The following is a 21,835-nucleotide window of genomic DNA, read 5'->3' as shown; positions in this document are numbered from 1 at the left end:
CCGACATCGGCAGAGCCCCTTGACACCTTCGGACGGGCGTCCGAAGCAGATCCCGTCAGCGCAGGAGACCGGCTTTGCGCACAGCCGCGCCCATCGCCGCGACAGCCTCCTCGAGGATGGGTCGAGGCGTCGCGAACACGACTCGCACATGGTGCTCCGCGCCGCGCCCCAGCAACCGCCCTTCGGTGAGCACGACCCCCGCCCGTTCACGGAAGAACTCGGCGGGCGGCACGGGGAGGTCCAGCGCAGCGGTGTCGATCCAGCCGATGTACGTCGCCTCGGGCACCCGATAGCGCGCTCCGGGCAGGTGTTCGTCCACCAGCGACGCCAGCACACGCCGCGACCCGTCGAGGTACGAGATCACGTCCGCCAGCCATGGGCGGCCGTGACGGTACGCGGCAGTCGACGCGACGACCCCCAACGTCGACGCACCGTGCTGCACCGCGAACCCGAACCGTCGGTACAGCGCCTGGTCGGCCTCGTTCGAGGTGATCAGCTGGGCGGTCTTCAGCCCGGGGATGTTCCACGCCTTCGAGGCGCTCGTCCCCGTGACGGTGTGCGCGGCGGTCGCCTCCGACACCGAGGCGTAGGGCACGAACGGGGCGCCGTCGTAGCGGAGCGGAGCATGGATCTCATCCGCGAACACCCGCCCGCCGTGCCGCTCCACCACCTCCGCGATCGCCTCGAGCTCCTCGCGGCCGACCAGCGTGCCGGTGGGGTTGTGCGGATTGCAGAGCACGAGCGTGCGTGCCCCCGCGGCGAAGGCCTCGTCGATGCGCTGCAGGTCGTGCCGCCACCGCCCGTCGACCTCGATGCCCGGGACCTCGATGACCGGATGCCCGATCGCGGGAAGATATGTCAAGAACGGCATGTAGGCCGGAGTGGGCACGATCACCGGCGACCCCGCGGGCGCGTACTCCCGCACCGCGACCCCGAGCGCCGCCATCACATCCGACACCGGGTGCACCCTTTCGGGGTCGACCGCCCAGTCGTACTCGCTCCGCATCCACGCGGCGGTGGCCTCGCCGAGTTCTGCGGCCTGCGGGGGCGACAGGTAGCCGAGGTTCTCGTCCTCGACGGCCCGGTGCAGCGCCTCGGCGATCTCGGGCGCGATCCCGAAGTCCATCTCCGCCACCCACGCCCCGATCCGCCCCGGATGCAGGCTCCACTTGCGGCTCTGCGGACGATCGAGCTGCACTCGGGTGCGCGCATCGAACGGATGCGACGGACAGTCGTCAGGCATGGTCTCCTCCACGGCAGGATCCGACCAATCTACGGACGGCCGCGTGCCGGCGCGGGTCAGATTTCGGCGCATGACGAGGCTTCTCGGGGCGGGGCTCAGGTCTGGCGCGTTCACAACTCCGCAGGATCGAGCCCATTCGGCGCGGTGCAGGGCCGGACAGACCGAATCGACCGGATTCTCGAGGAGTTGTGAACGCGCAGCGCTGCAGCCCGCCCCGCTGGTAACGTTCCCTTGATCGGCGACCCACACCTCGGAGGGCAGTGATGAGCGAACGAGCGCGCCGCCCGACCGTCAAGGAGGTCGCGACCCGCGCGGGCGTGAGCCCCATGACCGTGTCGCGCACCCTCTCCGGTGGACTGAATGTGAAGCCCGACGTGCAGCAGCGGGTCATGGCGGCCGTCGCGGAACTCGGCTACCACCGCAACGAGAACGCCCGCAGCATCCGCCCCGGCCACAGCAGCGGGCTCATCGGCGTCGCGATCACGAACATCGCCAACCCGTACTACAGCACCTTCGCCTTGGGCGTGGAGGAGGAAGCAGCCCTGACGGGTCGGCGCATCCTGCTCGGGAACACCTCGGAGGATGCCGCGCGCGAGGCCGACCTCGTGGGCGACTTCCTCGGCCGCCGCGTCGACGGGCTCATCGTCGTCCCCGCCGGCACCTCCTCCGCGCACCTCGCCCACTCGCAGAGTCAGGGCGTTCCCGTGGTTCTCGCCTCCCGCCGCATCGAAGGTCTCGCCGCGGACAGCGTCGTGCTCGCGGACGACGACGGCGCCCACCGCGGCACGACCGCGCTCATCGATCACGGCCACACCCGCATCGGCTACCTCGGCAACGCGCTCTCGATCTTCACCGGCGAGCGCCGCTACGCCGGCTTCGTCCGCGCCCTGTCGGAGCACGGTCTGACAGTCGACCCGGACATCGTCGCCACGAATCAGCAGACCGTGGACCAGGCCCGCGACGCCACCCGCGCCCTCCTCGACGCCGCGCATCCGCCCACCGCGATCTTCTGCGCCAACAACCGCAACGCGATCGGTGCCTTGAAGGAGATCAGCGCGCAGTTGAACGCCGGGTCACGCCACGCGAGCGACTTCCCCGAGATCGTGAGCTTCGACGACTTCGAGCTCGCCGAGCTCTCCCCGGTGCCGATCAGCGTGATCGACCACGACCCGCGCGAACTCGGCCGCGCGGCCACGCGCCTGCTGCTCGACCGTCTCGATGGCGGAAAGCTCGACGCCGCGGCCCGCGAGCTCGAGCTCCCGGTGTCACTCCGCGGGGTGCGCTGAGCCCACCTGACGCAACCGTCTCCGCGCGGGCTCCGAGCACATCTGTCGGGAGCAGGTACAGGCGTCGGGAAGATCCGGGTCGACGGGCCGTGCAAGCAGCAAAGCTCCCGACGTTCGTGCGAGGTGTTGACACCCCGCCACCGCGTTGATAACGTTACCAATCATTCGACGAGGAGGACCGATGGAGCTGTGCATCGATTTCGGGGGCACCGAGATCAAGCTCGCCCTGATCGACGGCGGCCGTGTCGCCGCTTCCCACAGCGTCCGCATCGAAGGAACGACCGCAGACCTCGCCGCAGCCGCCACCGCAGCCCACCGGCTCCTCGACGAAGCGCATCGTCCCGCCGAGGCCGTCGGCATCGCCGTGCCCGGCGTCGTAGACCCCCACTCCGGGCGCATGCTGCACGCCAACGCCAAGTACGACTTCCTCCGCGACTTCGACCTGAGCGCCTGGTCCGTGACGGAGTTCGGGCTTCCCGCCACTGTCGAGAACGACGCCAGGGCCGCCCTGATCGGCGAGACGTCGTCGGGCAGCGCACCCGGAGAGCGCGATGCGGTGCTCGTCACCCTCGGCACCGGGATCGGCACGGCGGCCCTGATCGACGGCACACCCCTGCGCGGCCGCACCGGGCACGCCGGCATCCTCGGCGGACACCTCACCGTCGACCTCGACGGCCCCCTCTGCCCGTGCGGCAACGTCGGCTGCGGAGAGGCCCTGGCGAGCACGCGCGCCCTCCCGGACGCCGTCACGATGAGCGCGGTCTTCACCACCGAGGCGCACCCGGCGCTCCGAGCAAGGTTCCTGCACGTGTGGGGCGCGGTCGTCACGACCCTCGTGCACTCCTACGACCCGTCCGTGGTGATCCTCTCCGGGGGGATCCTCCGTGCGGGAGACGCGGTCCGCGCGCCGATCGAAGCCCACGTCCGCGAACACCTCTGGCCCTCGATGACGCCTCCGCGCTTCGTCGTCCCGCCGGAGCCCGAACTCGCCGTCGCCCGCGGACTCAGCGTCCTGGCCCGCGCGACGATCACTCACACCGCAACACCGCAGGAGGAAAAGTGACCACCCCGATCAGCGACATGCACGAAGGGCACACGACCCGAGGTCGCTACGACACCCAGCCCACCGTGGCCCTGCCCGACGGCGAGCGCATCCTCCGCGGCGACGAGGGCTGGACCGCCGCGGCCGAGCTCGCCGAGGCCTGCGCCCGGGTGACCGGCACCGCCCCCGTGCTCCTCGTGGACACGTACCCGGGCGTCGACCTGGCGACCCTGACGGCACAGGTACGCTCCGCCCTGCCGGAGTGGACCGTGCAGGACGTCGAGACCGCGGCTCGCCCGGTCGCCGAGGTGGAGCAGCTGATCGCCCCGAACCTCACCGACGACCGGGTCTTCGGCGTCATGAGCCACTTCACCCTCGACGACTTCTACGACGCCGCGCAGCTCGACGCCCTCGCCGCAGGCATCACGCAGACCCCGACCGTCGTGATCGGCTGGGGCGCCGCTCTCCTCGCACCGCGTCTGGCCGGCTCTGCCGCGACGGTGCTCGTCGACATGGCCCGCTGGGAGATCCAGCTCCGCCAGCGCAAGGGTGCCACGAACTGGCGCGCGGACAACGCCTCGGAAGACAACCTGCGCAAGTACAAGCGCGGCTTCTTCGTGGAGTGGCGCGTCGCCGACCGCCACAAGCGCAGCCTCTTCGAGACCCTCGACTTCGTGCTCGACGGCAACGCGATCGCCCCCGCCGAGCCGCACCCGGATTCCCCGGAGGCGGGCATGATCACGGGCACCGCCTTCCGGCAGGCCCTCCAGGACGCCGCGCATCGGCCCTTCCGCGTCGTGCCGTTCTTCGACCCCGGCGTCTGGGGCGGGCAGTGGATGAAGAACCTCATCGGGCTCGACCCGTCGAAGGACAACTACGCGTGGTGCTTCGACTGCGTCCCCGAGGAGAACTCGCTGCTGCTGGAGGGCGAGGGCGGAGTCGTCGAGATCCCGGCGCTCGACCTGGTGTTCAGCCGCCCGGTCGATCTGCTCGGCGCGAAGACCTTCTCGCGCTTCGGTGCGGAGTTCCCGATCCGCTTCGACTTCCTCGACACCATGGACGGCGGCAACCTCAGCCTGCAGGTGCATCCGCTCACCGACTACATCCAGAACACGTTCGGCATGCACTACACGCAGGACGAGAGCTACTACATGCTCGATGTCGGCGACGACGCCGTGGTCTACCTGGGCACGAAGGAGGGCGTCGACCGCACCGAGATGCTGCAGGACCTCGCGACGGCTCAGGACGGCGAGCACCCGTTCCCCGCCGACAAGTACGTCAACTCCTTCCCGGCCCGCAAGCACGACCACTTCGCGATCCCCGCGGGCACCATCCACTGCTCGGGTGCGAACTCGATGGTGCTGGAGATCTCGGCGACGCCGTTCATCTTCACCTTCAAGCTCTGGGACTGGGGCCGTGTCGGCCTCGACGGCGTCCCCCGCCCCGTCCACCTCGACCACGGCGCCCGCAACATCCAGTGGGACCGCGACACGACCTGGGTCGGCGACAACCTCCTCGACCAGGTCGAGACCATCCGCACCGACGGCGACGTCATCGAGGAGAGCACCGGCCTGCACGAACTGGAGTTCATCGAGGTGCGCCGGCACTGGTTCGAACAGGGCGCCGACCACGACACCGAGGGCACGGTCAACGTGCTCAACCTGGTCGAGGGGGACGAGGTGCGCGTGGTGAGTCCGACCGACGCCTTCGCGCCCTTCGTGATCCACTACGCCGAGACGTTCATCGTGCCGGCCGCCGTGGGACCGTACCGGATCGAACGGACCGAGAACTCGCGCAGCGCCCGCTTCGCGACCGTCAAGGCCTACGTGCGCGGCTCGCGCACGAGTGACAACTGAACACCGAGGCACCACGCAGCATCCAGCGCCGGGGACTCCCACCACAGGAATCCCTTGCACCGCATCCATCACCTTGGTAGCGTGAAACCAGATTTCTGGTAACGATACCAAACGAACAAGGGAGTTCTGAATGATTTCGCGACGCACGATCGCCGCAGCCGCGGCCGGTCTCCTCCTGGGCACCCTGGCTCTCGCCGGGTGCGCCGGCGACTCCGGTTCCGGAGAGGCCGGCGAGGTGACCGGCACGCTCAACTTCTACACCGACAAGGCGGCGTGGAAGCCCGACTTCGAGTCGCTCAACGAGGTCAGCGGCGACGCCGTCGACATCACGCTCAAGACCACGGGTTACTCCGACGCCAACCAGTACGACGCCTTCATCAAGCAGTCGTTCCGCACCGACAAGTCGCCCGGCCTGTTCACGTGGCACACCGGCGATTCGCTCAAGCAGCTCGTCGATGAAGGACTGGTCGCCGAGACCACCGACATCTGGACGAAGGCGGTCGACGAGGGCTGGGTGAGCGAGGACCTGCGCGACAGCTACACCTTCGACGGCAAGCAGTACTGCGTGCCGATGAACATCGCCTACTGGATCATGTTCTACAACAAGGCCGCCTTCGCTGACAACGGCGTCGACGTGCCCACCACCTGGGACGAGCTGAACACGGCGGCCGAGACGCTGAAGTCCGCCGGGGTCACCCCGTACTACCAGACCAGTGTGCTGTTCACCTTCCAGTGGTTCCAGCACCTGGTCGCCTCCACCGACCCCGACCTGTATGCCGGCCTCACCACGGGCGAGGTCAAGTACACCGATCCCGAGATCGTCGACATCATGAACGTGTGGCTCGAGGAGCAGCAGAACGGCTGGTTCAGCGACGCGGGCAGCACGACCGACCCCGCCGTCGGCCTCAAGCAGGGCGACTACGCCATGATCAACTTCGGCACGTTCTTCGCGGGCAACCTCGAGGGCGCCGGCATGACCTCCGACGACTACGGGATGTTCGCGATCCCTGCGGTCAACAGCGACCTCGACACCACGCCGGTGGCCGTCGAGTCCGGTCCGATCTGCACGGCCGAGAACTCGAAGCAGCGCGACCTCGGTCTCGCCTACGCCGAGTGGTGGATGTCGCCCGAAGCCCAGACGGCCTGGAACGACGCGCACGGCGACGTGGCGTTCAACCCGAAGACGGAGGTGTCCGACCCCGCCCTGGCCGAGATCGGGGAGCAGATCGCCGGCGACGGCTACTCGCTCTACGACCGGTTCTTCGAGGCCATGCCCACCGAGATCGTGACGACCGCGATCGAGCAGTTCGGTGCCTTCAACGCCAACCCCGGAGACCCGATGCCGTTCCTGGAGAAGATCCAGGCCACGGCTGACAAGTACTGGGCAGAGCAGGAGTAAGCGAGCGGATGGCGCACCAGAAGACGCCGTACCAGTGGTCCGCCCGGGGCTTCGTCGCCCCGGGCGTGATCCTGGTCGCGGTCCTGCTCTACCTCCCGCTGCTGTGGACGGTGTTCCTCAGCTTCACGAAGTACAACGGACTCGGCAGCCCGAAGTGGATCGGCCTCGACAACTACGTCGAGATGTTCACCGACGGCGACTTCGTGGGCTCGGCCCTGAACACCGTGCTCTGGGTCATCGGCACGCTCATCGTCCCGGTCGGCATCGGCCTGGCGATCGCCCTGCTCACCTGGAACCTCGGCGGCGGCATCTGGCTGCGCCTCCCCTTCCTCATCCCCTACGCCCTCTCCGGCATCGGCGTCGGCGTGGTGTGGTCGTTCATCCTCTCCTCAGGCGGCGCGCTCGACCAGGCACTCGCGGCGTTCGGCATCACCGACCCGCCGCGGTGGCTGCTGGATGCTCCGCTCAACACGATCGTCATGATCATCGCCTCGTCGTGGCAGGGCGTCGGCGTGAACGCGCTCCTGTTCACGATCGGTCTCCAGGCGATCCCGAAAGAGCCTCTGGAGGCCGCACGCATCGACGGCGCCGGGGGCCCGCGCCTGTTCACCAGCATCCTGTGGCCGATGCTGCGCCCGCTCACCGCGGTGGTCGTCGGGCTCTCGATCGTCGCGAGCCTGAAGACCTTCGACATCGTCTGGGGCATGACCAAGGGCGGCCCGGGCACGGTCTCCGAGACCCTGGCGCTGACGATGTACAAGGAGACCTTCGTGAACAGCGACTACGGGCTCGGCTCCGCGATCGCCGTGTTCCTGACGGTCATCACCCTGATCGCCTCGGTGCTCTACCTGCGCCAGCAGCTCTCCCCGAAGAAGGAGATGTGATGTCGAAGATCATCCGCACCACGGTGCTCGTCATCCTCGGGATCGTGTGGCTGCTGCCCGCGTACCTGCTCGTCGTGAACGCGATGAAGGACCCGCTGACCTTCACCTCGAAGGAGTCATGGGTCCCGACCGACTTCCACCTGTTCGAGAACTTCGGCCAGGCGCTGGAGCTCTCGGGCATCGGCGACAGCATCGTGAGCACCCTCATCTACTCGATCGTCTCGCCCACCATCGCGGTGCTGATCGGCGCCGCCGCCGGCTTCGCGATCGTGGCCCTTCGGCTCAAGCGCGGCTTCCTCTGGTTCGTGGTGATCTTCGGCGGAACCGTGTTCCCGCTGCAGATGGTGCTGCTGCCGCTGTTCGACGCGTACTCCCGCACCGGCCTGTTCGACACCCGCCTGGGCATGATCATGATCTACACCGTGATCTCGATCCCGTTCTCGGCGTTCGTGATGCGCAATTTCTTCACCGGCGTCGCGCACAACGTGTTCGAGGCCGCGGTCCTCGACGGTGCCACCACCTGGCGCATCTTCACCCGCATGTACCTGCCGATGGCGTCGAGCGCGCTGGTCGCGATCTTCATCCTGCAGGCGACCTTCGTGTGGAACGACCTGCTGCTGGGCCTCACGCTCAGCCAGTCCGATGACATCCGCCCCATCATCACGACCCTGTCCGGCATGCAGAGCACCTACGGCGGCGCGCAGATGTCGGTCGTGCTCGCCGCGGCCGTGCTCGTATCGCTCCCCACAGTGGTGCTGTTCCTGTGCACCCAGCGGTTCTTCGCCAAGGGCCTCGCGCTCGGACAGTACTGACCCTCACTCCGCCTCGAAAGGCATCATGAATCCCCTCATCCCCACCGTCGAGGATCTCGCCGCCGACGCCGTCACGCATCACGACGACGACCTGATCGCGCCGACCGGCCTCACCAACATGCTCGGCACGGTGCGCGTGGACCACGACCTCACCGCGGTCAGCGCCGTGCAGTTCCCGCCCGTGTCGCAGGGGCTCACCCAGACGGCGGTGCTGTTCGTGGACGGCCGTCTGTTCGCCTCGTACGGCGTGCCGGTGACGCACGAGTGGCGGCCCGACCGAGTGGTGCGGCGCGCGACCGTGGGGGAGCTCGAGATCGAGACCACGACCGTGTGCGTTCCGGGGAGGACCGCAGTCGCGATCGACATCGTCGTGCGCAACACCGGGGCGATGGACCGGGTGGTGCGGCTCGGGCTCTCGGCCGCCGCCCGCGTGACCCGCTCCGCCGAGTCCTGGCTCGACGCCGAATCGCCCTCGGAGCGCGACACCGCGACCGTCGACGGCGAGCGCCTGGTGTTCTCCTCGGCGGATGCCGCGGCCTGGAGTGTGCAGGGGGTCGTGGGCGGATCCGCCGCACTGAGCGGTGTCGCCGAGCTGCCGGACGCCTTCGACGCCGGGATCGGAGGAAACGGCCGCGGCGGTGAGCTCACCGTGTCGCTCGCCGTGCCGGCCGGCGGAAGCGGACGCACCGGATACGTGCAGGCGATCGGCGCCTCTGCGTCCGACGCCACCCGCACCTACGACCTCGTCGCGGCTGACCTGCCCGGTGCCGTGACCGGTGCCGAGGAGTTCTGGAACCGTCAGCTGCACGCCGCGTTCGACCCCGACGACGGAGAGTTCACCGGCGCGCTGCCTGTGCTGGAGACCAGCTCGGCTCCGCTGCGGCGCCTGTACTGGTGGGCCGCTCTGGGCGTGATCTGGTTCCGCCGCGACTTCGCGGGCAACGTGCTCGGACGCTCGTACGACACCCTCATGCCCAACTACTGGGGCACCACCACGTTCATCTGGGACTACAGCCTGAGCTCCCTGAGCCACGCCCTGCTCGACCCGGGCGAGATGCGCTCCCAGCTGCGGCACTGGATCTCCCTCGACATCCACTCGCACTTCGGCACCTCGTCGCTCACCGGTGGACCGGTCGGCCGGTGGTACTCCGTCAACGACTACGCGATGACCCGGCTGGTGCACGACTACGTGCGCTTCACCGGAGACGCGGCCTTCCTCGACGAGGTCGTCGGCGACCGGACGGTGGCCGAATCCGTCCGGGAGTGGGCGACCGCGTGGAAGGACCTGCGTCGTGAGACGCCCCTGGCCGACTACGGCGAGATCGACAACCTGCTCGAGTGTGTGAGCTCGTACACGCACGAGGTCGCGAGCCTCAACGCCGCGAACGTGTGGAGCATGCGCACGGCGGCCTCGCTCGCCGAACTGCGGGGTGACGGTGCCTCCGCGGCCGGCCTGCGCTCCGAAGCCGAGGCCCTGCTCCCCGCGGTGATCGCGCGCTACGTCCCCGGCGAGGGCATCTTCACCGCGGGACAGCCCGACGGCACCCAGCTGCCGATCCGGCACTGCTACGACTTCAGCGTGGTCGGGACCACGATCGCCGACGACCTGACCCCCGACGTGCGCGACGACATGGTCTCGTTCTTCCAGCGCGAACTGCAGACCGACAACTGGATGCGCGCCCTCTCCCCGTGGGATCCCGATGCCAGTTACAGCCCGCGACCCGACCACCAGTGGAACGGTGCCTACCCCGCCTGGCCGGCGGATGCCGGTCGTGCGCTCGCCGCCCTCGGCGCTCCCGAGGTGCTCACCTCGTGGATCGAAGGGCTGTCGCGCACCGCGAACCAGGGCCCGATGGGACAGGCGCACTTCGTGGAGGAGGCCGTGCCAGGGATCAACGGCGGTGCCCGCAAGGCGCCCCCGCAGCTGCCGTACATCATCGACTGGGCGTGCTCGTCGTCCGGCGCCTGGATCGAGCTCGTGGTCGAGGCTCTGTTCGGCGTCTCGGTCTCGGCGGACGGCACGGTCCGCGCGGCCGGATGCGTCGCCGCGCTCGACCCGCAGGCGGTGCTGCGCGGGTTGCGCGTCGGCGACCGCCGCTACGACGTCGACGCTTCCGGAGGCATCACCGATACCGCCGGCTGAGCTCCCCGACCACCACGCAGTACCCGCACGAACACGAAGGAGTGATCGAGATGAGAAGACGAATGATCGCGGCCGGTCTCGCCGCCGCCTCCCTGTGCGCCGGCGCCCTGTTCGCCGCCCCGGCGAGCGCGACCGTCCCCGCCGGCGGAGGGCACGGGAGCGGACACGGGAGCGGGCAGTGCTCGCTCGTCGACAAGACGCTCACGGCGACGGCGAGCGTGAACCAGAACCTGACGGAGACGTTCACGACCTACGGGAACACCGGCGGGGAGTGGACCGGCGGTGACAGCACCTACTCCCTGCCCCTCGGCAAGGGGAAGACCGGATGGTTCTTCTCCGATACCTTCCTCGGCGCGGTGAACCCCGACGGGTCGCGCCCCACGGACTCGCCCTTCGTGAACAACTCCGTGGTCGTGCAGGACCGCCGCGGCGACCTCACGACCATCACGGGCGGCACACCCGAGGAGCCGGCCGGCATCATCCCACCCGAGCCCGACGGCAAGTGGTACTGGATCGGCGACCCGACACCCGGCCGTCACGGCACGGTACAGGTACCGCTGCTGCAGTTCGCACGCACCGGCACCGGGCAGTGGGACTTCGCGTGGACCGCGAACAGGCTCGCGACGCTCGACAGCCGCACGCTGCAGCTCGACGGCATCGTGGATCTGCCCTCCGCGACCGGCATCAACTGGGGTTCCTGGACGCTCGAAGAACGCGGAACGACCTACATCTACGGCATCGCCGACCCCGGCGGGGTGCGCTCGGCCTACGTCGCCAAGGTGCAGGGCAAGGACGGCCTCAAGGGCACCTGGACCTACTGGGACGGCGCGGCCTGGGCGGCGGATGAGGCCGATGCCGTGCCCGTGGTGCCGTACGTGGCGAACGAGTTCAGCGTGGCGTCGTTCCGCGATGGGTATCTGCTCGTGACGCAGGACACCTCCGAACTGTTCAGCACCCGCATCGTGGCGCGCACCTCATGCTCGCCGACCGGGCCGTTCACCGATCCCGTCGAGCTGTACCGCACTCCCGAGACCGGCGCGCTGGGCAGCTACGGCGACCCGGACGTGTTCACCTACAACGCACACGAGCACCCGAACCTGCGACACGGCAACCGCATCCTCGTCTCCTACAACGTGAACACGTTCGACAACGTGGGCGACGTGTACGACGACGCCTCGATCTACCGTCCGCGGTTCATCGACGTGCAGCTGAAGGTCACCGGATGACCGATGACCTGCCGGTGCTCCGGGAGCTCCTCGCCTCCGGAGCACCGCTCACCTGGGTGTTCACGGGTGATTCGATCACGCACGGACTCATCCACACCCGCGGCGCCCGCAACTACGTCGACCATCTGCACGAGCTGATCCGCGGTGACGTGGGTCGGGTGCAGGACACGCTGATCAACACGGCGATCACCGGGTGGCGGGCCGACCTGATCCTGGACGACTTCGACCGTCGCGTCGCCCGCTGGCAGCCCGATGTCGTGACGCTCATGATCGGCACGAACGACTGCACCACGCACTGGCTCGACCCTGTGGTCGAGGTGGCGACGTTCACGGCATCGGTCGTGGAGGTCGTCCGCCGCGTGCGGGACGGCGGCGGAATCCCCGTGCTGCAGACGCCGCCGACCGTGGACCTGCGTCACGCACCCGATCGTGCCCGCATCGGCGAGTTCGCGCGGGCGGTCCGCGACGCAGCCGTGCGGGAGGGGGCGATCCTGGTCGACCACCATGCCGCGTTCACCGCCTTCTCGGAGGGGACCGGGCCCGGCAACGACGACATGTCGTGGGGTCTGCTCGACGACGCTTTCCACCCGAACGCGGCGGGGCACGCCCTGCTCGCGCTCGGGTGGGCCGACGCCCTCGGGTTCGACGATCCTTCCTCGCGCGTGCGCACGGATCTGGCTGCACGCGTGGCCGTGGCCCGCCATCCGCACTGGCCACCCGCGTGACGGTCTTCGCGCGGCCGCGTGCATAACTCCTCAAGAATGTGTCTGCTCGGGGCCGGATGGCCGCCCGCGGGCCGAAACGCCCCTGTATTTGAGGAGTTCTTCACCGCGACAGCCGCGCGCAACTCAGGAAGACGCCGACGGAGCCGTGATCACTGCGGGGCAGGGCGTCCTCGCGTGAGGTGCTGGATGGCCATCTCGGCGATCGGAGTCATCGCGGAAGCGTCGGAGCCCTCGGGAGTCACGAAACGGAGCCAGTCTGGCCCGACGCGTACATCCAGCACCGGCCGGCCGTAGAAGTCGACGCCGGAGAGCGCAGCATCCGTACCCGCGACGGCGACAGGGGTCTCACCGTCGAGCGTCTCGAACGCCCACGCACCCGACGGGAGGGTTGTGAACGAGAGCAACGTGGCGTCGTCGTAGACGTCCTGCCCTTCGGCATACATGCAGTAACGGCCCCCGCCGTTCACGTAGTACACCTCAGCGGGAACGCCCCACCCTCCCAGCCGGGTGAAATCGACGATCTCGACAGGCGTGCCCAGATGCTCGGTCAGCTCTTCTGCGGTGAGAAGGCTCTCACACGCCAATCCGGCGACCTCACTCTCCCCGTACTCGACGTCGCGGAGTGTTCCGGCGGCCGATGCCAGCAGCCCCGCCATCGCAGTCCGCACACGGTCGGCGTCGCTCTCGACGAGCCCCGGCGCTCGGAGCATCCCCGTCATCAGCACGTCACCGTCGAGGAGGCTGACCTGACAGTGGCCGTCACCACACCAGACGTCTTCGCGCTCTGGAAACCGCCCCCCTCGGGTGACGACGCCGTCGACGATGATCTGCGCCTTCGGAACGATCACGATCTCCCAGACGAGATCCATGTTCCCCGCGGCGCCGGGGCTGACAGAGTCCCCCGCCGAGCACCCGATGCCGCCCGCCCGCTGCATCATGAACTGTGGGGGTCCGGGATACCAGTTCGGCGCGTTGACCTGCAGCAACGCGTCCTTCCGCCCTTCGACCGAGGTACCCAGCAGGGAGGTCACGACGCCGGACACGTCGTCGCACGTCACATCGAACGCTGCTTCCGGAGCGACGATCGGCTCCTGGGTGGGCGTCGGCGCCGGAGACGGAGACGACGCCGTCGGGCGCGGTGAGTCCACCGGCTCCGGAGTGCATCCGGACAGCACGATGACGGCGGCGACACCGAGAAGAGCGAGAGAACGCAGGCGCATACCGCCACCCTACGGATCCCGGCGCCCGCGTCGGCGGAGCCGTGTACAACGATCCGATGCCGCCCGCCAGGAATCGGGGCCGAGAACGCGCCGGTAGACTGGACACGCCCCGCCGGCCCCTTCCCTTGGAGTGCGCGTGACCACCGCCCCTGCACCTTCCCACCAGCACGTCCCCGACTCCGTCGAGAACGCGATCGCGACACCCGAGAAGGAGCAGCCGTACGGCGCCCTCGGGCTCAAGGACGACGAGTACGCGCGCATCAAGGAGATCCTCGGCCGCCGTCCCACCTCGGGAGAGCTGGCGATGTACTCCGTCATGTGGTCGGAGCACTGCTCGTACAAGTCGTCGAAGAACTACCTGCGCCGCTTCGGCCAGAAGGTCTCGGACGAGATGAAGGAACGCCTCATGGTGGGCATGGGGCAGAACGCGGGCGTCGTCGACGTCGGCGAGGGCTGGGCCGTCACCTTCAAGGCCGAGTCGCACAACCACCCGTCGTTCATCGAGCCCTTCCAGGGGGCGGCAACCGGCGTCGGCGGCATCGTCCGCGACATCATCTCGATGGGCGCCCGCCCGGTCGCGGTCATGGACGCGCTGCGGTTCGGTGCGGTCGACCACCCCGACACCGCCCGCGTCGTTCACGGCGTCACCAGCGGCATCAGCTTCTACGGCAACTGCCTGGGACTGCCGAACATCGGCGGCGAGACGGTCTTCGATGCCGTCTACCAGGCCAACCCCCTCGTGAACGCGCTCGCGGTGGGCGTGCTGCGTCACGAGGACCTCAAGCTCGCCAACGCGACCGGCGTCGGCAACAAGGTCGTCCTGTTCGGCGCTCGCACGGGCGGCGACGGTATCGGCGGCGCGAGCATCCTCGCCTCCGACTCCTTCGACTCCACCGGCCCGACCAAGCGCCCCGCGGTGCAGGTGGGCGACCCCTTCGCCGAGAAGGTGCTCATCGAGTGCTGCCTCGAGCTGTACCGCGGCGAGCTCGTCGAGGCGATCCAGGACCTGGGCGCCGCCGGCATCTCCTGTGCGACCAGCGAGCTCGCGGCCAACGGCAACAGCGGCATGAAGGTCTCGCTCGACAACGTGCTGCTGCGCGACCCTACGCTCACGGCCGAGGAGATCCTCATGTCGGAGTCGCAGGAGCGCATGATGGCGATCGTCGCGCCAGAGAAGCTGGACGCGTTCCTCGAGGTCGTGAACAAGTGGGAGGTCGAGACCTCCGTGCTCGGCGAGGTCACCGGTGATGGACGCCTCATCATCGACTGGCAGGGCGAGCGCATCGTCGACGTCGACCCCTCGACCGTCGCGGTCGACGGCCCCGTCTACGACCGCCCGGTCGCCTACCCGACGTGGATCGATGCCCTCCAGGCGGACGCCGCCGAGAACCTGCCCCGCGCGAACGACCCGGAGACGCTGCGCGAGCAGTTCCTCGACATCGTCGCCTCCCCGAACCTCGCCGACGCCAGCTGGATCACCAACCAGTACGACTACTACGTGCTCGGCAACACGGCGCTGAGCTTCCCCGATGACGCCGGCATGATCCGCGTCGACGAGGAGTCCGGACTCGGCTTCGCGGTCTCGACCGACGCCAACGGCCGCTACTGCCAGCTCGACCCGTACGCCGGCGCGCAGCTGGCCCTCGCCGAGGCGTACCGCAACGTCGCCGTCACCGGTGCCGTGCCCACGGCCATCACCGACTGCCTCAACTTCGGCTCCCCCGAGAACCCCGAGGTCATGTGGCAGTTCGGCCAGACCGTCGACGGCCTGGCCGACGGGTGCTACGAGCTGGGGACGCCGGTCACGGGCGGCAACGTCTCGTTCTACAACCAGACCGGTGACGTGCCGATCCACCCGACCCCGCTGGTCGGCGTACTCGGCATCATCGACGACGTCTCGCGTCGCATCCCCTCCGGATGGCAGGACGAGGGCCAGAACATCTACCTCCTCGGCACCACCTCGACCGAGCTCTCGGGTTCCGCGTGGGCCGAGGTCGTCCACCAGCACCTCGGCGGCCTGCCTCCTGCGGTCGACCTCGCGGCGGAGAAGCGCCTGGCCGGACTGCTCTCCGCGGCTCGCGACGAGTGGCTGATCTCCTCGGCACACGACCTCTCCGAGGGCGGACTCGCCCAGGCGCTCGCCGAGGGCGTCATGCGCTTCGGCGTCGGCGCCCGGGTCTGGCTGAACGAGATCATCGAGCGCGACGGAGTGGATGCCGCCTCCGCCCTGTTCTCCGAGTCGACCGGGCGCGTGATCGTGACCGTCCCCCGCGAGGACGACGTGAAGTTCCGCGGACTCTGCGAGGGACGCGACTACCCGGTGATGCGCATCGGTGTGACGGACGACGAGGGCGCGAAGCTCGAGGTCCAGGGCGTCTTCACCGTCTCGGCCGCCGAACTCCGCGAGCGCTCGCAGGCCACGCTCCCGTCCTACTTCGGTCCGACCGTCACGGAGGTCAGCGCATGAGCGACAACCTGAGCGAGGACTACGGCGACCTCGGCGAGAAGCGCAACCGGCGCATCCGCATCGTCGCGTGGACCGTCATCATCGCGCTGATCCTCGCCGGTGGCGGTGCGACCGTGCTCACGCTGCTCCTCGGCTGAGGACGAGCTCGGCGGCCGCGCGGCACACGCGCACGTCAACGTGCGAAGAGGTACCGGATCAGCTCGATGATCCCGTCGGGCCCATCACTCTCGCGGCCGAGCGACCCCACGATGATGGCGCCCAGGATCGCCCGGCCGAGCTGCAACACGGGGGCGCCCTCCGGCAGCTCGCCGTCGCGGATCCCGCCGCGCAGACGCTCGGACAGATGCTGCTCGACACCGAGGCTTCCTCCGAGGTGAGCTCCGACCGCGGCGTCTTCCGCGGCGGCGGCGACCAGCGACTGCAGCAGCGCCTGGCCCTGCTGCGTCGCGAGGATCCGGAAGACCGACTGCAGCCAGGTCTCGACGTCGGCGAGGAGGTCGCCGGTGTCGGGCACGACGAAGTCGATCGGGATGAGGCGTCCGTCGACCAGGCAGTCCGCGATCAGCGCGCCGCGCGACGACCACCAGCGGTAGATGGTCTGTTTGCCGACCCCGGCTTCCTTGGCGATGCCCTCGATCGTGAGTCGGTCGTACCCCTGTGCATGGAACAGGCGGGCGGTCGCATCGAGGATCGCCTCGCGCGCCGCGGTGCTGCGCACGGGCCCGCTGCGATGCTCATTGGCCATGGGTTCAGGATAGCCACAGATCCCTAGACGAGACGTGCCGTATGATCTTCGAGTCTGAAGGAGACCACTGTGGCATCACTGTTGTACCGTCTGGGTTCGTTCGCTGCGCGCAAAGCCTGGACGGTGATCGTCTCGTGGGTCCTGATCCTCGGCCTCGGCATCGGCGCCTTCCTCACCCTCGGCGGCACGCTGAGCAACAGCTTCGACATCCCCGGCACCGCCTCGGGCGCCGTCACCGACGAGCTCGCCGACAAGCTCCCTGACACCGCCGGCGGCACCGGCACGGTCGTCTACCGGACCGCAGACGGATCGCCCTTCACCGACGAGCAGAAGCGGGAGATCTCCGACCTCGCCGAGAGCGCGGAGGACCTCGACGGCGTCGCGCGGGTGATCGACCCCTTCGACGCCCAGCAGCAGCAGGACGAGCAGGCACAGAAGCTCGCCGACGGTCAGGCGCAGATCGACGACGGCCGCACGCAGCTGGATGCGGCTCAGACCCAGCTCGATGACGGCAGGACTCAGCTCGATGCCGGGCTCGCGCAGCTCACCGCCGCCCGCACCCAGGCGGAACAGGCCGGAGCCGGCCCGGAGCAGCTGGCCGCCCTCGACGCGCAGCTGGCGGCACTGAACGCACAGGTGGCGGAACTCGAGGCGCAGCAGGCGACTCTCGCGTCGAAGAGGATCGAACTGGACGAGAACGCCGCTCAGGTCGCGCTGGGCACGACCCTCCTCGACCTGGCCGACGGCATCGGCGTGGTGTCCGAGGACGGATCGACCGCCATCGTCAACATCTCCTTCGTCGACCCGCGCCTCGAACTCTCCGAAGAGGTGAAGCAGGGGGCGATCGACCACTTCGAATCCGCGCCGATCGACGGCGTCGAGGTCGACTTCGGCACCGACATCGCACAGGGCGTCCCGGAGATCTTCGGCGTCGGCGAGGCGGTCGGCCTCGCGTTCGCCGCGATCGTCCTCATCGTGATGCTGGGCTCTCTCCTCGCCGCCGCCCTCCCGATCGTCACCGCCATCGTCGGTGTGGGAGTCGGCGTGACGGCTTCCCTCGCCTTCTCAGGGGTGGTGAACATGGCCTCGGTCACCCCCGTCCTCGGTGTCATGCTCGGCCTCGCGGTCGGCATCGACTACTCCCTGTTCATCGTGAACCGGCACCGGAAGCAGCTGCTCGCCGGCGTCCCGGTGCGCGAATCCATCGGGCTCGCGACGGGAACCTCCGGCACGGCCGTGGTCTTCGCCGGCACGACGGTGATCGTCGCCCTCCTCGCCCTCAACGTCACCGGCGTCCCCTTCCTCGGACTCATGGGAACGGTCGGCGCGGTGTGCGTGGCGGTGGCCGTGCTCGTCGCGATCACCCTCGCCCCCGCCATCCTCGGCCTCGTCGGCCCGCGCCTGCTCAGCCGTCGCGCGCGCGGCACGATCGGCGAAGAGCATGCCGCGGGCAAGCCGGTGAAGCGCATGTCGACGCTCCGGGCCGTGGTCACGGCCGTCGTGAGCGTCGTGGCCCTGCTGATCATCGCGATCCCCGCGATGTCGATGCGACTCGGGCTGCCGGACGGATCGAGCGAGCCGAGCGACTCCACCAGTTACCGCGCCTTCCAGACCGTCGACGAGCAGTTCGGCGCAGGCGCGAACGGACCTCTTCTCGTCACCGCGACCCTCGACGACGCGGTCGGCGACGACGACCTGCTCGCCACGCAGGTCACGATCGCGCAGGCCATCGCCGACCAGGACGACGTGGCCGCCGTCGCACCGATCGCGACCTCCGACGACAACGCCCTGCTCGCGTTCCAGGTCGTGCCGGAGGAGGGACCCAACAGCGCGTCGACCGAGGCACTCGTGCAGGATCTGCGCTCGATGCCGGCGATCGACGACGGGATCACCCTCGGCGTAGCAGGTCAGGCCGCGATCAACATCGACATCTCGGAGGCCCTGGCCGGAGTCCTGCCGCTGTACCTCGCGGTCGTCGTCGGACTCTCGCTGCTGATCATGATCGTGGTGTTCCGCTCGCTGCTGGTGCCGATCATCGCGACGGGCGGGTTCGTGCTCTCCCTCTTCGCGACCTATGGGCTGATCGTGGCGGTGTTCCAGTTCGGCTGGGGCGCCGAGATCATCGGGCTGCACAGCACCGGGCCGATCCTGAGCTTCCTGCCCGTGATCCTCGTCGGCATCCTGTTCGGGCTCGCGATGGACTATCAGCTGTTCCTCGCCTCCGGCATGCGCGAGGCGTATGTGCACGGGGCCTCGGCGCGGGATGCCGTCGCGCAGGGCTTCCGCGCCGGACGCTCGGTCGTGATCGCCGCCGCGCTCATCATGGTGTCGGTGTTCGGCGGGTTCATCTTCTCCGAGTCGACGATCATCCGCTCGATCGGTTTCGGGCTGGCGTTCGGCGTGCTGCTCGACGCGTTCGTGGTGCGGATGCTGCTGATGCCCGCGCTCATGCATCTGCTCGGACGCTCGGCCTGGTGGCTGCCGCGCTGGCTCGACCGCCTGCTGCCGAACGTCGACATGGAAGGTGCTGCGCTCGAACGCGACCACCCCGGTATGAAAGCCGTGGCTGTGCCGACCACGACCGACTCCGTGCCGACGAGCCCCCCGCCCGCATAGCCCCCCTCCCCCTCTCCCCCCGTTCGAATCGCTTGAATGGCTCGGTTCTGGTGCCGAATGGAGCCATTTGCGCGATTCGAACGGACCCCGAGGGTCGGACGGGGTGTCGGGGACGGGGCGGTGTCTAGAGTGAGCGGATGACGGACGACGCGCGGGATCGCCTGGTCGCCCTGCGCACCCGGGCTCAGGAGCGGGTACGGGCGACGGCTGTGGCCCTCGACGAGCTCATGCACGATCGCGCGGGCTCGAACGACGACGACGAGCACGACCCGGAGGGCGTCACGCTGTCGTCGGAGTGGTCGCGGCTGACGGGTCTCGCCGAGGCGGCGGCTTCCGAACTCCGCCAGGTGGACGACGCTCTGGCCCGGGTGGATGCCGGGACCTACGGCCTCTGCGCGAACTGCGGAAGGCCCATCCCCGCCGGGCGCCTGGAGGTTCGGCCGTTCGCGGAGTACTGCGTCGTGTGCGCAGAGACGCTCGGCGGGTAGCATCCTTCCATGCCCATCGCCCTGGAGAACGTCGGCATCGCCGTCCGCGACCTCGAAGCCACCATCTCCTTCTTCACCGACCTCGGTCTCACCGTCCTCGGCCGTGACGAGGTCAGCGGCGAATGGGCATCGACCGCGGTCGGGCTCGACGGGAACCACGCGAAGATCGCCGTGCTGCAGACCCCCGACGGGCACGGCCAGATCGAGCTGTTCGAGTACATCCACCCGGACGCCATCGAGACCGCGCCGACACTGCCGAACGAGATCGGGATGCACCGCATCGCCTTCTCCGTCGACGACATCGACGAGTCCCTCGCCATCGCCGCCCGCCACGGCTACCACCCGCTCCGCGGCGTCGCGACGTATCAGGACCTTTACACGCTCACCTACCTCCGCGGCCCCAGCGGCATCCTCGTGATGTTCGCGCAAGACCTCCGGAAGAGCTGACCCGTCGCGCCGGTGCGGGATCAAAAACGCGCCGGAAGCGCCTCGCGAAGGTGCACTCTTGATCCCGCAACCGGGGGGAGAGAGAGGGGGCGCCTCAGATCGCGGCGAGGGCCTCCGCGATCGCCGCCCCCAGCTCGGTCGTCGTGGCCGTGCCACCGAGATCCGGTGTGAACGGGGCTGCATCCGCGCCACGGGCCAGTACCTCTTCGATCGCAGCCAGCACCGCGGCTCCGGCCTCCGGATATCCGAGGTGCTCGAGCATCATCGCACCGCACCAGATCTGACCGATCGGATTGGCGATGCCCTGGCCCGCGATGTCGGGCGCCGAGCCGTGCACCGGTTCGAAGAGGCTGGGGAACACGCCCTCGGGATTGATGTTGGCGCTCGGGGCGATGCCGATCGTGCCGGTGCATGCGGGGCCGAGATCGGAGAGGATGTCGCCGAACAGGTTGCTCGCCACGACCACGTCGAACCAGTCGGGGTGCAGCACGAAGTTCGCGGTGAGGATGTCGATGTGGAACTGGTCGCGGCGCACGTCCGGGTAGTCGGCGCCGACCGCGGCCACCCGTTCGTCCCAGTAGGGCATCGAGATCGAGATGCCGTTGCTCTTGGTCGCCGAGGTCAGGTGCTTCGCCGCGCGCCGCTGCGCCAGGTCGTACGCGTAGCGCAGCACCCGGTCGACGCCGGTGCGGGTCATCACGGTCTCCTGCAGCACGAACTCGCGGTCGGTGCCCTCGAACATGCGACCGCCGATCGAGGAGTACTCGCCCTCGGTGTTCTCGCGCACGACGTAGAAGTCGATGTCACCGGGGGCTCGTCCGGCGAGCGGCGACACGACGCCGGGCATGAGCCGCACCGGCCGCAGATTCACGTACTGGTCGAACGCCCGGCGAAACTGGATCAGGCTCCCCCAGAGACTCACGTGATCGGGCACGACATCGGGCCAGCCCACCGCACCGAAGAAGATCGCGTCGAATCCGCGGAGGGTCTCGAACCAGTCGTCCGGCAGCATCTGCCCGTGCCTTTGCCAGTATGCGGCGCTCGCGAAGTCGAACTCCTCGAACTCGAGTGCGATGTCGAAGCGGGCGGCCGCCGATCGCAGCACCCGCAGCCCTTCGGGCATGACCTCGGGGCCGATGCCGTCTCCGGCGATCACGGCGATGCGGTGTGTGGTCGTCATGGATGGTTCCTTCCGGGATGCGCCCTGCTCCGGGCGCGATATGTCACCTGAATCGC

At 69.0% G+C, this 21,835-nt stretch carries 18 protein-coding genes; 14 read left to right on the top strand and 4 right to left on the bottom strand.

What is annotated here, in order from left to right; translation table 11 throughout:
* Positions 1-55: 55 nt before the first annotated feature.
* A complete protein-coding gene (locus LC041_RS13440; protein WP_226533595.1) occupies positions 56-1,243 on the bottom strand; it encodes a MalY/PatB family protein in 1,188 nt (395 codons plus the stop codon).
* Positions 1,244-1,506: 263 nt separating this feature from the next.
* On the opposite strand from LC041_RS13440, the gene LC041_RS13435 reads away from it, so the two are divergent.
* The 9 genes from LC041_RS13435 (at position 1,507) to LC041_RS13395 (ending at position 12,616) form a co-directional block, all read left to right on the top strand.
* On the top strand, positions 1,507-2,529 hold the full coding sequence (locus LC041_RS13435) for a LacI family DNA-binding transcriptional regulator (RefSeq protein ID WP_226533594.1): 1,023 nt from the start codon (positions 1,507-1,509) through the stop codon (positions 2,527-2,529).
* Between the two features lie 181 nt (positions 2,530-2,710).
* The gene (locus tag LC041_RS13430; protein ID WP_226533593.1) at positions 2,711-3,592 is read left to right on the top strand and encodes an ROK family protein; all 882 of its coding nucleotides are present in this window, start codon (positions 2,711-2,713) and stop codon (positions 3,590-3,592) included.
* Positions 3,589-5,427: a class I mannose-6-phosphate isomerase gene (locus LC041_RS13425; protein ID WP_226533592.1), complete on the top strand. Its 1,839-nt coding sequence runs from the start codon at positions 3,589-3,591 to the stop codon at positions 5,425-5,427. The genes LC041_RS13430 and LC041_RS13425 overlap by 4 nt, the downstream gene beginning before the upstream one ends.
* A gap of 130 nt (positions 5,428-5,557) precedes the next feature.
* Complete coding sequence (locus LC041_RS13420; protein ID WP_226533591.1) at positions 5,558-6,826, top strand: ABC transporter substrate-binding protein; 1,269 nt, start codon at positions 5,558-5,560, stop codon at positions 6,824-6,826.
* An 8-nt stretch (positions 6,827-6,834) separates the two neighbouring features.
* On the top strand, positions 6,835-7,710 hold the full coding sequence (locus tag LC041_RS13415) for a carbohydrate ABC transporter permease (RefSeq protein WP_226533590.1): 876 nt from the start codon (positions 6,835-6,837) through the stop codon (positions 7,708-7,710).
* On the top strand, positions 7,710-8,522 hold the full coding sequence (locus LC041_RS13410) for a carbohydrate ABC transporter permease (protein WP_226533589.1): 813 nt from the start codon (positions 7,710-7,712) through the stop codon (positions 8,520-8,522). Before LC041_RS13415 ends, LC041_RS13410 begins: the two co-directional genes overlap by 1 nt.
* A 25-nt stretch (positions 8,523-8,547) precedes the next feature.
* Positions 8,548-10,665, top strand: a complete 2,118-nt coding sequence (locus tag LC041_RS13405; protein WP_226533588.1) for a hypothetical protein — start codon at positions 8,548-8,550, stop codon at positions 10,663-10,665.
* Positions 10,666-10,715: 50 nt separating this feature from the next.
* Positions 10,716-11,891: a DUF4185 domain-containing protein gene (locus LC041_RS13400; protein WP_226533587.1), complete on the top strand. Its 1,176-nt coding sequence runs from the start codon at positions 10,716-10,718 to the stop codon at positions 11,889-11,891.
* Positions 11,888-12,616: an SGNH/GDSL hydrolase family protein gene (locus tag LC041_RS13395; protein WP_226533586.1), complete on the top strand. Its 729-nt coding sequence runs from the start codon at positions 11,888-11,890 to the stop codon at positions 12,614-12,616. The genes LC041_RS13400 and LC041_RS13395 overlap by 4 nt, the downstream gene beginning before the upstream one ends.
* Positions 12,617-12,765: 149 nt before the next feature.
* On the opposite strand, the gene LC041_RS13390 is transcribed toward LC041_RS13395, so the two are convergent.
* Positions 12,766-13,836 (bottom strand): hypothetical protein, encoded by a 1,071-nt coding sequence (locus LC041_RS13390; protein ID WP_226533585.1) that lies wholly within the window; start codon positions 13,834-13,836, stop codon positions 12,766-12,768.
* A gap of 136 nt (positions 13,837-13,972) precedes the next feature.
* On the opposite strand from LC041_RS13390, the gene purL reads away from it, so the two are divergent.
* The gene (gene purL, locus LC041_RS13385; protein WP_226533584.1) at positions 13,973-16,303 is read left to right on the top strand and encodes a phosphoribosylformylglycinamidine synthase subunit PurL; all 2,331 of its coding nucleotides are present in this window, start codon (positions 13,973-13,975) and stop codon (positions 16,301-16,303) included.
* Positions 16,300-16,440, top strand: a complete 141-nt coding sequence (locus LC041_RS13380) for a hypothetical protein (protein ID WP_165875457.1) — start codon at positions 16,300-16,302, stop codon at positions 16,438-16,440. Before purL ends, LC041_RS13380 begins: the two co-directional genes overlap by 4 nt.
* A gap of 35 nt (positions 16,441-16,475) precedes the next feature.
* Here LC041_RS13380 and LC041_RS13375 read toward each other — a convergent pair whose 3' ends face one another.
* Positions 16,476-17,048, bottom strand: a complete 573-nt coding sequence (locus LC041_RS13375) for a TetR/AcrR family transcriptional regulator (RefSeq protein ID WP_226533583.1) — start codon at positions 17,046-17,048, stop codon at positions 16,476-16,478.
* A gap of 69 nt (positions 17,049-17,117) precedes the next feature.
* Here LC041_RS13375 and LC041_RS13370 point away from each other — a divergent pair, with 69 nt between their 5' ends.
* From LC041_RS13370 to LC041_RS13360, 3 genes are all read left to right on the top strand, one after another.
* A complete protein-coding gene (locus tag LC041_RS13370) occupies positions 17,118-19,664 on the top strand; it encodes an MMPL family transporter (protein WP_226533582.1) in 2,547 nt (848 codons plus the stop codon).
* Between the two features lie 137 nt (positions 19,665-19,801).
* Positions 19,802-20,152 carry a TraR/DksA family transcriptional regulator gene (locus LC041_RS13365; protein ID WP_226533581.1) on the top strand — a complete coding sequence of 117 codons (351 nt, stop codon included), beginning with the start codon at positions 19,802-19,804 and terminating at the stop codon, positions 20,150-20,152.
* 9 nt (positions 20,153-20,161) lie between these two features.
* A complete protein-coding gene (locus LC041_RS13360) occupies positions 20,162-20,599 on the top strand; it encodes a VOC family protein (protein ID WP_226533580.1) in 438 nt (145 codons plus the stop codon).
* 94 nt (positions 20,600-20,693) lie between these two features.
* On the opposite strand, the gene LC041_RS13355 is transcribed toward LC041_RS13360, so the two are convergent.
* Entirely contained in the window at positions 20,694-21,779 is a 1,086-nt protein-coding gene (locus LC041_RS13355) for a tartrate dehydrogenase (protein WP_226533579.1), read from the bottom strand.
* Positions 21,780-21,835: the final 56 nt, after the last annotated feature.

It is taken from the genome of Microbacterium paraoxydans, assembly GCF_020524545.1.
Lineage (GTDB): Bacteria > Actinomycetota > Actinomycetes > Actinomycetales > Microbacteriaceae > Microbacterium > Microbacterium paraoxydans_C.
This window is presented reverse-complemented; position numbering and strand designations above follow the sequence as displayed.

Coding starts and splice junctions, on each gene's coding strand:
- LC041_RS13405 (WP_226533588.1), top strand. CDS start 8,548: ATGAATCCCCTCATCCCCACCGTCGAGGATCTCGCCGCCGACGCCGTC.
- LC041_RS13365 (WP_226533581.1), top strand. CDS start 19,802: ATGACGGACGACGCGCGGGATCGCCTGGTCGCCCTGCGCACCCGGGCT.
- LC041_RS13355 (WP_226533579.1), bottom strand. CDS start 21,779: ATGACGACCACACACCGCATCGCCGTGATCGCCGGAGACGGCATCGGC.
- LC041_RS13400 (WP_226533587.1), top strand. CDS start 10,716: ATGAGAAGACGAATGATCGCGGCCGGTCTCGCCGCCGCCTCCCTGTGC.
- LC041_RS13415 (WP_226533590.1), top strand. CDS start 6,835: ATGGCGCACCAGAAGACGCCGTACCAGTGGTCCGCCCGGGGCTTCGTC.
- LC041_RS13430 (WP_226533593.1), top strand. CDS start 2,711: ATGGAGCTGTGCATCGATTTCGGGGGCACCGAGATCAAGCTCGCCCTG.
- LC041_RS13435 (WP_226533594.1), top strand. CDS start 1,507: ATGAGCGAACGAGCGCGCCGCCCGACCGTCAAGGAGGTCGCGACCCGC.
- LC041_RS13360 (WP_226533580.1), top strand. CDS start 20,162: ATGCCCATCGCCCTGGAGAACGTCGGCATCGCCGTCCGCGACCTCGAA.
- LC041_RS13395 (WP_226533586.1), top strand. CDS start 11,888: ATGACCGATGACCTGCCGGTGCTCCGGGAGCTCCTCGCCTCCGGAGCA.
- LC041_RS13390 (WP_226533585.1), bottom strand. CDS start 13,836: ATGCGCCTGCGTTCTCTCGCTCTTCTCGGTGTCGCCGCCGTCATCGTG.
- LC041_RS13410 (WP_226533589.1), top strand. CDS start 7,710: ATGTCGAAGATCATCCGCACCACGGTGCTCGTCATCCTCGGGATCGTG.
- LC041_RS13440 (WP_226533595.1), bottom strand. CDS start 1,243: ATGCCTGACGACTGTCCGTCGCATCCGTTCGATGCGCGCACCCGAGTG.
- LC041_RS13375 (WP_226533583.1), bottom strand. CDS start 17,048: ATGGCCAATGAGCATCGCAGCGGGCCCGTGCGCAGCACCGCGGCGCGC.
- LC041_RS13420 (WP_226533591.1), top strand. CDS start 5,558: ATGATTTCGCGACGCACGATCGCCGCAGCCGCGGCCGGTCTCCTCCTG.
- LC041_RS13380 (WP_165875457.1), top strand. CDS start 16,300: ATGAGCGACAACCTGAGCGAGGACTACGGCGACCTCGGCGAGAAGCGC.